This is a genomic window from Chryseobacterium sp. MDT2-18, from assembly GCF_030815285.1.
GTDB lineage: Bacteria > Bacteroidota > Bacteroidia > Flavobacteriales > Weeksellaceae > Kaistella > Kaistella salivictor.
The window spans coordinates 42,914-58,916 of the sequence record NZ_JAUSWQ010000015.1; the positions used below are offsets into that span (position 1 = coordinate 42,914).

The 16,003-nt window shown below is 34.0% G+C and carries 7 protein-coding genes; 2 read left to right on the top strand and 5 right to left on the bottom strand.

The features are described 5' to 3' along the window. Positions 1–5: 5 nt before the first annotated feature. From QF004_RS13215 to QF004_RS13235, 5 genes are all read right to left on the bottom strand, one after another. Positions 6–1,253: a DUF2130 domain-containing protein gene (locus tag QF004_RS13215; RefSeq protein WP_307427161.1), complete on the bottom strand. Its 1,248-nt coding sequence runs from the start codon at positions 1,251–1,253 to the stop codon at positions 6–8. Between the two features lie 101 nt (positions 1,254–1,354). Beyond that, complete coding sequence (locus tag QF004_RS13220) at positions 1,355–7,225, bottom strand: DEAD/DEAH box helicase (RefSeq protein ID WP_307427163.1); 5,871 nt, start codon at positions 7,223–7,225, stop codon at positions 1,355–1,357. 42 nt (positions 7,226–7,267) lie between these two features. After that, complete coding sequence (locus tag QF004_RS13225; RefSeq protein WP_307427167.1) at positions 7,268–10,255, bottom strand: hypothetical protein; 2,988 nt, start codon at positions 10,253–10,255, stop codon at positions 7,268–7,270. 48 nt (positions 10,256–10,303) lie between these two features. Beyond that, on the bottom strand, positions 10,304–11,293 hold the full coding sequence (locus tag QF004_RS13230; RefSeq protein ID WP_307427170.1) for a YafY family protein: 990 nt from the start codon (positions 11,291–11,293) through the stop codon (positions 10,304–10,306). Between the two features lie 724 nt (positions 11,294–12,017). Beyond that, on the bottom strand, positions 12,018–12,242 hold the full coding sequence (locus QF004_RS13235) for a helix-turn-helix domain-containing protein (RefSeq protein ID WP_307427174.1): 225 nt from the start codon (positions 12,240–12,242) through the stop codon (positions 12,018–12,020). A gap of 393 nt (positions 12,243–12,635) precedes the next feature. On the opposite strand from QF004_RS13235, the gene QF004_RS13240 reads away from it, so the two are divergent. Then, positions 12,636–13,451, top strand: coding sequence for an RNA polymerase sigma factor (locus QF004_RS13240; RefSeq protein WP_307427177.1), 816 nt, complete (start codon positions 12,636–12,638; stop codon positions 13,449–13,451). Between the two features lies 1 nt (position 13,452). Continuing rightward, positions 13,453–14,547 carry a hypothetical protein gene (locus QF004_RS13245; RefSeq protein WP_307427180.1) on the top strand — a complete coding sequence of 365 codons (1,095 nt, stop codon included), beginning with the start codon at positions 13,453–13,455 and terminating at the stop codon, positions 14,545–14,547. The last annotated feature ends 1,456 nt before the right edge of the window (positions 14,548–16,003 follow it).

The following is a 16,003-nucleotide window of genomic DNA, read 5'->3' on the forward strand; positions in this document are numbered from 1 at the left end:
ATTAATTATTCTAAAATAAGCGCGTCATATTCTTCTAAAAGATTGATTTCTTTGCCGGTAATTCCTGCAATATCGCCCGAAACGATGGAAAGGTTTTCTTTGATCACGCTGATGTCTTTCTCACGTTTTGCCCATAATTTGTGGGTTACTTTTTTCTCAGAGTCTAGTTGTAGTAACATTCCGTCGTAGATTTCTAAAATCCTTTTTGTCTTTTGAGAAAACTCACCACTTGTAAAGTAACTGTACAAGATTTCCATTTTGTCGCCTCGGTTTTCGTTGGCTATTTTTACCTTTTGGGTTTCTATTAAAATCTGACGAAGTACCACCACCAAAGATTTTACTTCTTGGTAAGAACAGATCCAAATTCCGTTATGCACATCAAATTTCTCTATATTTTTGGGCAACGTTTCGGTAACCAAAACTGCGATTTCTGCTTTTGCATTCAGCTGGTCTTGTTGTAGTTTGTCAAGCCATTTTTGGTCAAAGTTTTTGGTGCGTTTGGTTTCGTAGATAATTTTGCCACAGTTTTGAAGCATCTCGTTGTTTACGGTTTGCAAAACATCTGCACCAAGTGTTCCTTTTTGCACTTCTTCAATTTTGTCCCATCTGAAATTCTGATGAAGAAAGTCTTCCAAAGCCAGCTCCAAAACTTCGCCTTGTAGTTGCATAGAACCTTGTTCTTGTTTGCGTTTCATTTCTTCGGTCAGTTTCTTTTGATCTTCAAGTTGTTTTTTGAGCGTTGCCAATTTCAATTCATTATCATCTTCCAACTGTTTTCTTATTTTTTGTTTTTCTTCAAGAATTTTATCATTCAGTTCTTTTTCAGACTCCGCTTTTATTGCGTCTCTCATTTCAGATTTTTCTCTTTGGAGTGTTGAAATTTGAGCTTGCATTTTATTATAATCTTTTACTTTTTCAGATTTTTCAGAAAGTTCTTTTTGTAGAGAATCGAAGCTTTCTTTGTTTTCATCTTCAAGTGTTTTTCTTAATTTTTCAGTAATTTCTTTCTCAGAAAGTTTTTTAGCTTTTTCTAAACGTTCCGCAAAAAGATCGTTTTCTTCTTTCTTCTTTTTTTCAAATTCTACTTTCGCTTTTTCTAAATTTTCTTTTTCTTTAGAAAATTCGGTTTCTTGAAGTTTTGCTTTCTCCTCAAACTCATTTCTGATACCCTCTTCAATTTGGAGTTTCAGCACATTATTTACATCAATAGATTTTCCGCAATGAGGACAAGGAATTGTAGTTGCATTTTTCATAATAAAAACTTTTACTTGGTTTAATAAAGCAAAAGTAGAATCCAACTATGCAGTGCAAGTGCATAGTTGAATATAAATGATTAAAATGTGTACATAAATGATCATTTCTGTAATGATTCAATACTTACGGTATATAAAATTGGAAGATTATTTTTCTTTAAAATATCAATTGAGTAATTCAAACTGTTTAAATCTTCAATCGCTGTATTTCCATCAACCAAAATCCATCCATGCTCTACTCCTGCGTCTGGTCTTATGATAATTTTATATTGATCGTTTGAAAATTCAAAATAACGATAATGTGGAATTTGATCACTAATAATCTCCATATTTTCTACATCAAGATCATATTTATAAAGTTCAATAAATGATTTTCTTGAGTTGTGATTTCTAAAATCATGAAATACCCTTAAAGGATTTCTTTCATTATTAAAATCCTGCCCATAAAAACTAAAATTTTGCAATTCAAAATTTAGCTCTGTTTTTAGTTGGTCAATGAACTGTAACATCAAAAAGCATCCAAAAGGTGTTTTTAAATAACGATCATAATATGAGACATCGAATTTTTGTCCATTCATTAATGATTGTAGATCACATTTATTTTTCAATCCCGTAATTAAAATGGAAGCGAGACTTTTTGAAGAAATATTTTCGGTAGGATTGATATACACTTCAAAGATTTGATCCGAATTAAGATAATCCATAACATCAAGTGGATCACAATCAATTTTCACCAATTGATTGACTCTATATAATTCACCGTTATCAGTATCTCCCCAATACTGATTTAAATCGAGGCTTACGTGGCCATTAACGAGATATGAGCAGTAATCTACATCAGATAATTTGATTGAGGCAATAGCTTTAATATGGGCATTATAATTATCTTTCTGAAGCCATACTTTCGCCCAAGAAGAAACTTGTATTAATGTCATTACATTTTGAGGATTCGATAATATCGGTTTCGTTTCAAAAACTAAATTAATCTCTGACTGTTTTTTGAGATTTTCCAAGAATATTATATTCTCTAAATCCCAATTAGAAATTTCATGATCCACTTTTAACCAAATTTCTTCAATTTGATTGGTATAAGAAACTTTGACAATATCTGCTCTTATACCACCTAATATTCTTTTTGGATTTGGATAACTGTTTTCTATCTCCTCCGGAATGTTCAATTCCTCAATGTTTTGCAACCACTCCAAAGCTTTATTGCGATCTAAAAGATTAATGTGCCATTGGGTTTTTCGGTCGATTAAACATTTTGTACAAGCTCCTGTGCAATTACATTCTAATTTTTCTTTAGCTGCTTTTAATATTTCGTCGGCGTACAAAAAGAACTTGGTAGAATATCCTGCACCTCCTTTTGTTGTATCAAAAATAAAAATTGTGCTGTAATAATCATATTTTTTTATACCAAAGTCGATCTCTGCAGCTTCTACAGCAAGATATGATGCCAATTGTTTTGCAAAAACAGAAGCTAGGGAATATAGAAGCGTTTCATCTGTAGAATATCTATCGCTGTCCTTAATTCTAATCTCACAAAAATTGGTTTTAAAACGTCCACCCAAAATAACATTGGGACGAATAGATGTAGGTGTAAAATTTCCTTGACAAATTGCACCATTCTGGTCGTCTTTCCCACCTCTCAAACGTCTGTGATCTTCCAATTCTTCTAAAGAAAACCCTGTTTTACCACAATTTAAACAAACATGAAACCCATTTCCGTTACCAACATTGTAATATAAGATCTCCCCATTATCCTCACTTTCTCTTATATCAATGATATTTGTTGTATTTTGTTCCCATGGTTTAACATTAATCAATAACGGATCAACATACTGTGTTCTTGAAGTTTCAGATATCTTCCTATTAGGAGTTTGATAGACATCTACTGCAAAACCAGCAGGTTGAATCATTTCGGTGAAACTTCCCCGATTACCTTCATCATCGAAAATCAAACCTCTAAAACTTTGATTATTACAATGTGGACAGCTAGAATCGATAGTTTGATTATCTGCTATTTCCACAATTCTTTGGTAACCACAACTATTACACAACTGGATAATTTCTTTGCTGGCCTGAGAACCGCGATTATTATCTAAAATAATTCCTGCAGATTTGTAATTCATCCCGTCAATGACAACATGGTTGCCCGGAGCAAATTCTGTCAGTGCTCTGGTGATAAAATAGGAAGGATTTTCCTTTTTTTGCCTTCTATTTAGGTTATCAATATTTGTGGTTTCGAACTCTACAATTCCGGTTGGAAGCCCTGCTGTTGGAAGAAATCCTTCCTGTGCTAAAAAAGAAAGTGCGTTTTTTTCTACAAACTGTATATACTGAATATTTACAGCTTTATAAGCAGGGGAATTTTGGCCAAATTCATTCTCAAACTCTGCAAGTTTTCTCTCAAATCCTTGCTTTTTAGCTTGTGTAAAGTGTAATATTCTATTGAAATTTGAAAATACTTTATTAATGATAAAATTAAAATTCCTTTCTGAAAAGCTTGTGTTTTTAGTAATGCTCTTCAACTTGCTATCGAATGAAGCAATTTCGTCATTGAGTAACCAACTCATGAACCTTGAAGCAATAGGATTTATTTCGGCAAAGAAAAAATCGCTAATCTTATCAGTTACTCTCATACCTCCCACTTGCTCAGTCTGAACAAACTTTCCTAGAAAGAATGCATTAATATGTCTTTCAATAACCTGCTGACTATTGAATGAGATAAAGGGTGGCGCAATTTTATGAGATAAAGCCCATGTAGGTGTATTGAACGCATTTAAGCCAACGGGGTTGGGTGCACACACGGTAAAAGCCAAAGATTTAGATTCATTACGACGACCTGCCCGACCTGCTCTCTGTAAATAATTTGCAGGACCAGGAGGAACATTATTCATTACAACCGTAGAGATCCCTCCAATATCTACTCCCATTTCCATTGTAGTAGAACAATTAAGAATATTGATTTCTGAGTTTTCAAATTTAGTTTCAAGCTGTTTTAAACGTTTCTCATTTTGTTGAGCAGAATGTTCTCCCGATAAATAAATAGGTCTATTTAGAATTACTTTTTCGTGAATGTTATTCCAAATACCTTTTTGTTTCCAATCTACTGAGTTTTCGGCAATCCATTCTTTTACGGATTGCATTATATTGTTATCTCCCTTTTTTAATTTGAGTTCAGGAAATGTTATTGATTGTATGTTTTCAATTCGGTAATGACGAACATTCTCGTCTGTGAAAGTTCCATTAATCCAAGGTGAAACACCTTTAAAATGAGCGTCAACCAGACGTTTTTTCACAGGGCAAAGCCAAAGTTCATTGGCAAGCTGAAATCTCGTTTTTTCTTCTAAGTTTAATTTATAAGCTTGATTTCCATCTTCTGTCAAAAGAGGTCTGATATTTTGCCAAATATTCCTTAGTAATTCATTAATATTATCCTCAATTTCATTGGTGATTTCATCTCTTTCAGAAAAGCCTAAACCAACACACAGTAGTAAAGCAAGTCTGTTTGGTCGTAGATTGTTTTTCTCGAAGGTTGGCCATTCTATTGCACCAACAATATTCGAATTTGGATTATGAATCAGAGAACTTCTTAAGAATGAAGTTGAATAAGGATAAATTACGGGATCAACAAAAAAATTGAATTTATATCTGATTATATAATCTAAACCAATTTTTAGAAGACTTTTCCATTCTGCTAAAGAAATATTGCAGCGTTCAGCAATTGATGGCAATTGTACATTATCTAAATCGGGATAGACCAAACTTACCAACCCCAAATTTTCCAATGAACGCTCTCTGGGTAATCTTCTCGAAAAATTATCGAATAAAAGAGCCCGTGAATATTTTTCAATGTTTACAATATCTTCTTCCCGAGGATTGTTATTTCTAAATAATGTCTTTAAATCTGTTTTTGGATTTACAAAGTCATAAATCTGTTTCCAGCTTAGTCTTACTGAGTTAGTTGGAGAGATTGGTAATGCAGCTAATTGTCTTTCGAATTCTCTTTTCACAACAGGATTTATTGTGTTTTCTATTTGTTCTTCTAAAAAACTACGAACAGGATCTGGTGTCGCGTCAACCGAATTTTCTAATGAAAGTTTATGAAAGACCTGCGAACGAATCCAATTGCTTTCATTATCAATATTAATAAGCGCAGATATTTTGGCCGTTCCCTGACGACTATCTGTAAATGAGATATATTTATGACCGTTCCATAAAGTTTCTTGTCTAATTTCACCTGCCTCTGGTGTGTTTTCAAGAAAAATGTCGGATAAATTTCTGTTCATGTACGAAGAAGAAATTCTAAAATGCAATGGGTTTTCTAATGATGTTGCGCAATGGGGACATACACATTCACCATTGTTATTATCTGATTCTACGAAATCATTTCTATTTCTATCTATCTTACCGATATCATCAATACCAAATTCATTTGTTCCCAAGACAAATCTTTTGTGAGGATTTTTCCTTGTAAAGAAAAAAGAAAGCGTAGGAAGTTTGTCTTCAGAATCTTCATCATTATCAATATCATCTAATACAAAATTATCCTGATTGAGAGATGTTGAAAGTTGAAGTGTTTCAACACCTTGTTTGTTTATTTCCTTTTCTGCTTTTAATAGTTCGTTACCGCAAGATCTGCAGGCAACCAGTTCAAACATAGGAAAGTTACAATGAGAACAGGTTTTCTCTGTATACGTTGTCAAATTCCCCATATGACTTATGTTTTCAAAATTATGGTGTTTATCACACTCCGGATTTGAACAGGCATATACGCCTCCGATTCCGCGGGAAAACATATGCATTCTTAGTGGCAAAATAGAATTATCAAGATGATCTTTTTTCTCAACAATATGATCCAGCCAATCCAGTTTATCTTCAGTAGAACTATTATTACCTACAAAGCCGTTAGTCATTTCAGAAAGTTTAATCGCTGCCGATGTGTAGGTTCTGGTTCTCAGTTGCTCAATTCCTTGTTTGTTTTCAATTTCAAAATCATCTTGCAGCGGAGTAAGTTCGCGATTTCCAGTAATAACCTCGATTTGGCTGCTATCAATGCCACAAAGATTTGCCATGAAATCTTTTAATTTTTTATCACTTTCTTCCCCTGATCCTACCGTTGCTGAAGTAATGGCAAAACGTAAATCTTTTACATCGACTTCAAAGGCATCAACTACTCTTCTAATTAATAACGCCATTTCTGTCGCAGCAGATCCCACCAGGGTGTGCGCTTCATCTAACAAAATCCACCTCAATTTCCCTTTAGAGTTTTCCAGCAACGGAACATCTTTATCTCTTACCAACAAATACTCCAGCATCGATGGATTTGTAAAAAGTATTTGAGGCGGAGTATCTCTTATTTGTTTTCGTGATATAAGCTCAGGAAGAGCATTTTTTGCGTGAGCCGCTGTTGCATTTTCTTCGGTATTTCCATTATATACAGCATAGGTTAATCCTCCGATTGCTTTTACCCAAGTATCAATACGTTTTTTCTGACTGCCAATTAATGCATTTAGAGGATAAAGAAAAATTGCTCTTACACCAGTTTCAGTTTTGCAGTTTTGATATAAGTCTTGTAAGACAGGTAACATAAAGCACTCCGTCTTACCAGAACCGGTACCTGTTGTGACTGCAATAGATTTTTTGTTGGAGAGAAGTTTTTCCCAGCTCGTAATTTGATGTACATAAGGATTTCTATTTTTGGGAAATTCGTACTCTCCTTTTATTTTATCTAAGTTTTTAATAAGATTGCTATCAAAAAGGTGGGTCAAGTCTCCAAATGTCTGTGATGCCGGAGTCCAAGGAAAGGTATTTTGAAAGACGGGTTCAGCCAAAAGTTTTTCTTTGTGCAGTAACTCTTCAAGATAGTTCTGAAATTGTGCATCCCCTGTTGCCCATAGTGAAAGTATAGAATCCTTAAGTCTGTCTTGAATTTCTTTGTAGATTTTATTAAATATAAGGTTACTCATAAGTATTAGTTTTTTTTGAAATTATAAATGTTTCTTTTGTGTTTAGTTTAGATAGTAGATAAGTGAATCTTCATACCATTTCTTATTAATATTTTCAACATATTTTATCATTCTGCGATAGTTATCACCGTTGGTATGCCATAGCCCAATATTTTCTTTTTTTATAGAGGATGCTACGGCCAGAGGTGCAATCACTAAAATATTTACTTGGTCATTCCATTGCTGATTTGGTATTGGTTTTATATAAGAATTTCGATCTGTTGATAAATCATATTTAGGTAGTTTGCTGAGAACACGATTTCCCAATAATTTTCTTACTTTATCCAATTCTGCTAGAAAAACAAAATCTTTCTTGGATTTGTTTTGCAGTAAACAAACTTTAAGCTCTGGAAAATGATGTCCCAACATCGTGGCAATTGCTTCACTCATTTGAAGGTGATTGTACCAGTGTTCAAGCTTTACCCAATGGAAGGAAAAGCCCAGGTCATTTTCAAGTTCAGTAAAATCATTCCCAGAAAAAGCAAATTGTCCATTATCAAATCTTTCAGATAAAAAAACAAAAGCTTTTGCCGCTAATTCAGAGGAAGTTGTAATCGACTTTATAATATCGAAGGTTGCATAAGGCAGATCATTTTCTTTACACAAAATATAGTATACCCAGAATTTATTCCAAATAACGCCCGAAGTATCTTGTTGTAAAAGTTGAGATGCAAAATCTACCATCCTTGCATTTCTATCATCATCAGTTGTGAATTTGTTTTCAGGATTTACACTTATGAACACTGGTTTTATTTTAGGAAATGAATTTTTACTCGAAAACAAAATAAATTTCTCGATACTGCCTTTCTGCAATGAGAAAGAGTCTTCCTCTTTTATAAGTTCTATTTTATCTATATCATCAAGCTCACAGTCTAAAGGCAATGCAAATACTGAATCTGCAAAATTTATATCATCATCAATAAATTGAATTTTATTATGCTCACTCACTTCCCAAACTACAACTTTAGAAAATTGCTTTACTACATAATTTTTGATTTTTTTGCTTTTAGAATTAGGAAGAATCTCCGAAATAGTTACTTCTATGTAATTTTCTTCATCAATAACATTATACAACTGAAATAGTGATTTGAGCGTATCATAGAATTTAATCAGAGGAATTATTTTTCGGTCAATTGATTCATGAATGATAATTTGATCATTTTTATTGTTTCTAAAAGAAATTTCAAATTCTTTCTCATGCAAATTGGAAACCAGCCTCCAACCTCTCATATTATCAAGATATAGAATTTCATCATCAACTTTTTGGTTGTTCTGATCAACAATACATAATCCTTGAAAGGGAGAAGTTATTTCAGTAATAAGTCCAGCTGATTGACTTTGTATACTAAATCTTGTTTTCACAGACGTTGGAAAAGAACTTTGTTCGATAATATTAAACTTAGTGACAAAACCGTCTATTGCAAAATCATAAAGTTCCGAGGGATAAATTTCTGTAGTAAAGGGTTCACTGTTCTTAAAAACAAAATGATGATTTTTAGATATTACGATAAGGTCCAAATCTGCAATGTTGAAAACCCTGTCGAACTCTTCAATCTCGTCTTTCGAAATTTTAATATCTATAACTCCTCTAGCAAGCGGGATACTCATCGAATTCCATTCGAACCTACCTGCAGGTTTCCATTGAATAGTGGGGTTAGAAATTCTTTGTCCATTTTTATCATAAACCAATAAGCGAAGTTGATTTCTGATAATCTCTAAATTTGATTTCAGAATCCACTTAGGTCGCTCCGACAATATTGTCCAATCAAAGATGTTTTCAATATTAGTTTTAAATTTATAGCCATTTTCGCTATCCTTTTTTAAAACTAATTGATTCTTGAATTTAACAAAATAATAGTCGTTATTATTTACGATTAACTTTTCCTCTAAATCTACCTCTCCCTGCCAAGTATAAGAACTTTCACATAAAACGAAAGCTGAATTATTACGGGTATATCTTGATTTGTCTAAATAATAAATCTCATCATCACTACTGTTCCAGAGGGTTGGTGTTTCTAGGTTCAACTTATAGTATAGCAAATGGTTTGCAGTATAAGTTTTTTCAAAACTATCGATAAGGTATATTTCGGGATCAAGCTTTCCTTCAAGTTTAATTGCATTTGTTACCTGAATTACCTTAAATGTGTCATCATTTCTCTTTACTAATTTTGCAATCAAACTACTAGCAACAAATAACTTGTACTCTCCGACTGATTCATGAAGTTGATCATTTAATAAATACTCTAAGTCGTTTTTTGTCAATCTTGAATTCAATGAAGTATTTAAAAAAAATTCTTTCTTCTTACTGTCATAAAACCATCTGAATTTTAGTGAGTTTCCTTTTTTTACAACTTTGTCTCTTTCTTTAATAAGATCATTTGTAATATCCGTCAAATCATTGTTCTGTTGGAATGAAGATAATATCGATTCGTCATTATCTAAAACAGCTCTTACGATTTCCAAACAGCTCGAATAGATAATATCATTCTGACTTGATTTTGGTAAAAGACTTATAATCTTATAATCAGATGAGAAATCCTCTATAGTATTGGGATTTAAATGTATAATCTTGACAAGAAAGTCACGGTATTTTCCTTTATTATTTTTAATATGATTTATGGGTAAGCCTCCTTGTAATAACAATGTCTTAAGATATAGTGTGTTTTGAATTCTAATCCAGTTAAAATTCAAATAATTACCTCCCTTTTTTGCCAACTTGAAAAATTCCTCATCGTCGAAACATAAGTTTTTTCGGTCAATAGATTCGTATACTTCTATTTTAGATGGATAACCACCATTGTATTTTCTTTTCCACCATTCTGCATAATACAATGCACATGTTCTGGGATCAAGTTGCGAAGCCTTTTCAACAGTTTGAAATCGTACTTTCAGTTGTTCGAATTCAAAATCTGAAATATTGTATTTCCATAAAGGTTGACCTGTGTGAAAGTTATGTTTTCTCGCTTGTAATATTTTAATAAACTCACTCATCGATGTAATTTTTTCAAATGTAAATACCATTCATGCAGTCTATCTGCACTAGTCGATAAACTTTATTTTATTGATTCTTTCTTTTATTTTTTCAACTAAAAGGAAAGGCTCCAAAACCTGAATATTTTCTCCAAAAGATAGAATAAGCGATTCTAATTCATAGTTCAATTTAAGTTCAAGATTTAAAATGTTTCCAGAGATTTTCTGTGATCCGTGGATTGGTTTAGAGATGATATAAGGAATAATATTATCCGAAAGTTTTATAGATATTTTCACCGCATTTTCTTCCAAATTATTGCTTACACCAATGATGTCTTCAAAATAATCATTGAAATCAATTTCATTGTTAATGAAGGTTTCATTTGAATTTTCAATATTAATGATTCTGTCTAAAGCCAAATTTTGAATGTTTCCGAATTGATGATTCCAACCAAAGAGAAACCAACGATTATTGTATTGTTTCAAGTAATATGGAGAAATCGTAAATTGTGATTCTGCATCAGATTTGAAACTTTTGTAGGTAATTTCCGCCGATTGATTTTGGGAAATATATTGATACAAAACGTTTAGAAATCCTAAACCCTTCAAAAATTCATTCTCTTCGAAACTAATTATTTGACGGTTGTTTTTGTCTAAATCCAAGCCAGATTTCAATTTGGTTTGCAAAGAATTTACCCAATCAAAACCCGGAAGCGAATTCATTCTACTAAGCGTTTCCAATGCTTCATTCAACGTATTTAATTCCGAAGGATTTAGTGGTTTTTTCAGAATAGAAAAATCTTTTTCTGAATAACGATAATAGGTTTTTCGACCATCTTTATACGACTCTATAGGTGCTTCGTAGCCTGCTAAACTTTTCATAAAACCTAAATCCATCAAAATCTGACGACGAGAAACAGTGGTTTCCTCTAAATAATGCTCCGACAAAACTTGCGAACAATAAGCAATTAGATCATCAATAAAAAATTTCTTGTAAGGATTAGAAAAGCATTTATCAAGTGCTTTATACCGAAGTTGTGCGTTTTTATTGGTTGCCATTAATTAAATTTGAAAAAAGTAAATATAATGAAAACTAAATCTGTACTAATACGGGAAACCGTAATATTGACTAAAAATAGAAATAACCTCTTTTTTTATATCAAATTCAATAACCGAAATCAATCCTACTATTTGCCCATTTTAGCCTCAAACCCATCTTTAAACCATAAAAAACCTTCCGCTTTTTTTAGGATTATTTTTAATCTACAACTGAATAAGTTTTGTATTTTCTTACAAAGATTTTATTTCGTTTTTGTCATAAATAACTTTTCCTTCCGAAGCAATTTCCTTTAAAAAATTTTCTCGAAGTTCACTTTTTGATAGAATGCTTTCTTTGTACCAGTTGGCACCAAGGATTAAGGAAGTCATCAAAATTAGAAGACCCAATATCATCTATCCAGCCCTACCCAAAATAAATTTTCCATATTTTCTCGCAAAAAACCTAGTATTAATCAATCGTTTCCTATGCAAGTGACTGTTGCTATTTTACAGGAAAACTGGCCATATATTCAGTTCTTTTTACTTGCTCAAAAACAACGACTACCGACAATCAATTACTACTTGTAAAAAAGATTAAACAAAAAAAATGATCAGACAACATTTATCTCTGATATAATATCTATCCCACTTACTCCTCATCATTTTTACAAAATAGAAAAATACCAACTCTCGTCGGTATTTTATTCATTTATAAGTTTAAAAAATTGTTCAAGAGTAATTTTTCTTACTTTAATTTAAAATCAAATAGTTCCTGTGGATGCACATCTAACCCTTTTGCCAACTCTTGAACAGTAGAGATTCTAAGATCTACTTCCCCTTTTTCTATTTTGCTAATGTTACTGTGATCTACATCACATTTTTGAGCCAACTCTCTGTAACTCAAATTCAGCTTTTTTCTAAACTCCTCAACTCTTTTACCAAATGCTATTCTAAATTCCAATTTATCCATTGCGATTAACTTTGAACAAACAAAATGATAAGTTTTTAATAAATTTTTGTAGTTGAATTAACCTACATTGAGAAAAATGTTTTATATTTGCTAAATAAGTTACAATAAAGGTAACTTTGCAATACTTCAACAATAATCGAAGCTATTGCTTAGATTCTCGACTAGGAAACTGGTAATTTTTATGTGTACGAGAAGATAAGTAAATGTGCCCACGACCTCGGCGTGGGCTCACTTATCGTACACAGGTATACCAGTACCTCTAGTCAGTAAGTTGAGTTCCACGCCTTTTATTTTGGGCAAGATGTAGTGAGATAGTGTTTTGAATGATGCAGAGAATTCATATTTAGATCTGAGCAGTTCCTTCCAGCAATAATTTGCTAAAAAACACTGCTTATGAAAAGAACAGACTCTTTGCCCCGAATATTGACCGATTTTCAGTTGTACGAACTGCTGAAAAAAGGCGACCCTACATCTCTACAACACATTCATCTGCGTTACAAAAGACTTCTTTTCTGGGTTGGATGGCAGGTGCTTAAGGATGATTTTGTAGTGAACACTATTGTTCAGGATACCTTCCTTAAATTGTGGATACACCGCGACAACATTGAAAGTCCAACTCACATTCTTGGCTTTTTACGGTTTGTTATGAAAAGAGACTGTATATCGTATGTCACTGCTCCAAGAAATAAATTCAACCGATTAATGGCCTCTCTTGATAGTTTTGAGAATTATCAGGATTATCTTGCAGGTTACGACCCTTTGAAAGATAAAGAGTATTTACATAGCCAGGAATTCGATCAAAAAAGATTCGATGAAGTTAAAAAGGTTTTAAACGTATTGGATCCCAAAAGAAAACACCTGATCAAACTTTGCCTTGAATATGGCTTTCAGTACAAACACATCGCAGAAGCAATGGGAAGCAGCGTAAAAGACATAAGCAATGAGGTGAGCAGAGCCATCGATGATCTTCGGAAAATTTTGAACAGAAGTTCTTTTGAAAAGCCACAGAAAAAAGCTACCAATAATGAAGAAAAACGAGAAAAGCTCAGCAGTCAACAGCTGGAGATTGTTAAAAGAAGGTTTGAACAGAAATCTTCATTTGCAGTAATTGCGAAAGCACTCGAACTGCCTGAAAAGGAAGTCCACCGTGAATTTCTGTATGCCTACCAATATCTACAAAATCAAAACACTTCTGAAATAAAACTTTGACATGGAAAAATCTACGATGACTTTGACCCGAAAAATTCAGCTGCTGATTGATCTGCCTGCCGAGGAAAAAAAGGCGGTGTGGGATAAACTGTATCGGTATCAGAACCGCTGTTTCCGCGCGGCTAATTTAATTGCTTCCCATCTATATGTTCAGGAAATGATGAAGGATTTCTTTTACCTCACCGAAGAAATTCAATATAAGCTCGCCGACGTCAACAAAAATGAAATGGGAATGTTTAACCGTTCGAAAACGAACACCACTGCAAGATTGGTATTCGACCGTTTCAAAGGAGAGATCCCTACCGATATTCTGGGAAGCCTGAACAATACGATTCAGTCAACCTTTTCTAAAAACAAGGTAGACTACTGGCAGGGATTAAAATCACTAAGGAATTTTAAAAAAGACATTCCCATTCCGCTTCCGGTAAAATGCATCACCAAAATGCGGTATGATCCAGAAAAGAAAGCATTTTGTTTCAATATGCTTGCTATTCCGGTGAAAACGTATTTAGGGAAAGACTTCTCCGATAAGCGGGTGATTATGGAACGCCTTTTACGAAAAGAGATAGAGCTTCGTACCTCACAGATTCAGTTGAAAGCCGGGAAGATCTATTGGCTCGCCGTATTTGAATTTGAAAAAGAAGACCACCTTTTAAAACCAGAAATCATTGCAGAAGCTTCTCTGTCTTTGGAACATCCGATCGTAGTACAAGCCAATAAGGTGCGAATGAATATTGGGACGAAAGAAGAGTTTTTATACCGCAGGTTGGCAATTCAGGCAAGTCAGAAAAGGATTCAAAACGGCATTGCTTTCTGCCATTCGGGAAATGGTGCCAAACGAAAACGAAAGGCATTGCACAAAACAGAAAACCTGGAAAGCCGGTATGTAAGTCATCGGCTTCATCTCTACAGCAGGAAGTTGATCGATTTCTGCGTTCAACAGCAAGCGGGCACCCTTATTCTGAAAGATCAGGAAAACAAAATAGGAATTGCAAAAGAACAGGAATTTATACTTCGCAATTGGAGCTATTATGAACTGCAGACCAAAATAAAATACAAAGCAGAAAAGGCAGGTATCGAACTGATCATCGGCTAGCTGAAAAAAAATAACGAGGGTGCTTGTACACCCGTAGGGTGAGGTCTTGAACACTCACTAAAATACTGAATAGTATATACAACAGAGCGGTTTTCTTTTTGATGCAACAAAGGCAGGAATTCACTTCCATTGGCAGGAATCTGGAGTGTTTTTTCAGTGCATCCGTTGTTGGCAGGAAACAGGTCTTTTAGACCAACATTGCCGGTGCCAAAAAGATGGCTCTGTTTTGTTTGATCTGCTCCGAAGTGGGAGACTTCGGAGAGCAGGGAGTTACTATGAACTGCAGACGAAGATAAAATATAAAGCCGAGAAAGTCTGTATTGAACTGATTATCGGCTAGCAAAATAAACGAGGGTGCTTGTACTCCCGCAGGGTGAGGTCTTGTAAACACTCACTAAATACTCAAGCGTATATACAACGGGTGGTCTTCTTTTTTATGCAACAAAGGCAGGTATTCACCTCCACTGGCGGGAATCCGGGGTGTTTTTTCAGTGCACCCTTTGTGGGCACCTTATTCTTCAAAATCAGGAAGACAAGACAGCAATTGCAAAAGAACAGGAATTTGTGCTTCGCAACTGGAGTTATTATGAACTGCAGACCAAAATAAAATACAAAGCAGAAAAGGCCGGGATCGAATTGATTATTTGATAGCTTATAAAAAATAAAGAGGGTGCTTGTACACCCGCAGGGTGAGGTCATGAACACTCACTAAATACTGAAGAGTATATACAACGGGGCGGTTTTCTTTTTTATGCAACAAAGGCAGGAATTTATCTCCATCGGCAGGAATCTGGGTATTTTTTCAGTGCACCCGTTGTGGGCACCCTTTTTCTTCAAAATCAGGAAGACAAGACAGCAATTGCAAAGGAACAGGAATTTGTCCTCCGCAACTGGAGCTATTATGAATTGCAGACCAAAATAAAATACAAAGCCGAAAAGGCGGGTATTGAATTGATCATCGGATCGCTGAAAAAAAAACGAGGGTGCTTGTAAACCCGCAGGGTGAGGTCATGAACACTCACTAAATACTGAAGAGTATATACAACGGCGTGGGCTCTTTTTTTTGCGTCAAAACTTGGATTTTAATAAATGAGTCAAAGCATTAAGTCCTGTAAAGAGTCGCGACCCAATGCCAGTCGTGAATATTTAACCCTAATGCAGGCACCTCTGAAATCAGGAAAATTAAACAGGAGACCGAAGAACTATAATAAGAACTTTAACTATGGAAATACAAGTGTAGAGTTCTTTCAGGATGATCATTTATATTTGTATAGTTATATCAGGATTTATTGAGTAATCTGTATCCTTATTTTAGGACGGGTCACACTGAGCATACCCGAAGTGCCTCCCAAAGTCATCCCGATACTGTACTAAAAAAGTGTGTAAAGTAAAAAGTTGTATTTTTAAATTACAACAAATAAACGTACAGACTTATGAACTTTACACAAGAACAAAT

Excerpts from the sequence above, each read along its gene's own strand:
- QF004_RS13240 (WP_307427177.1), top strand. The coding sequence starts at position 12,636 with ATGAAAAGAACAGACTCTTTGCCCCGAATATTGACCGATTTTCAGTTG.
- QF004_RS13235 (WP_307427174.1), bottom strand. The coding sequence starts at position 12,242 with ATGGATAAATTGGAATTTAGAATAGCATTTGGTAAAAGAGTTGAGGAG.
- QF004_RS13230 (WP_307427170.1), bottom strand. The coding sequence starts at position 11,293 with ATGGCAACCAATAAAAACGCACAACTTCGGTATAAAGCACTTGATAAA.
- QF004_RS13220 (WP_307427163.1), bottom strand. The coding sequence starts at position 7,225 with ATGAGTAACCTTATATTTAATAAAATCTACAAAGAAATTCAAGACAGA.
- QF004_RS13215 (WP_307427161.1), bottom strand. The coding sequence starts at position 1,253 with ATGAAAAATGCAACTACAATTCCTTGTCCTCATTGCGGAAAATCTATT.
- QF004_RS13245 (WP_307427180.1), top strand. The coding sequence starts at position 13,453 with ATGGAAAAATCTACGATGACTTTGACCCGAAAAATTCAGCTGCTGATT.
- QF004_RS13225 (WP_307427167.1), bottom strand. The coding sequence starts at position 10,255 with ATGAGTGAGTTTATTAAAATATTACAAGCGAGAAAACATAACTTTCAC.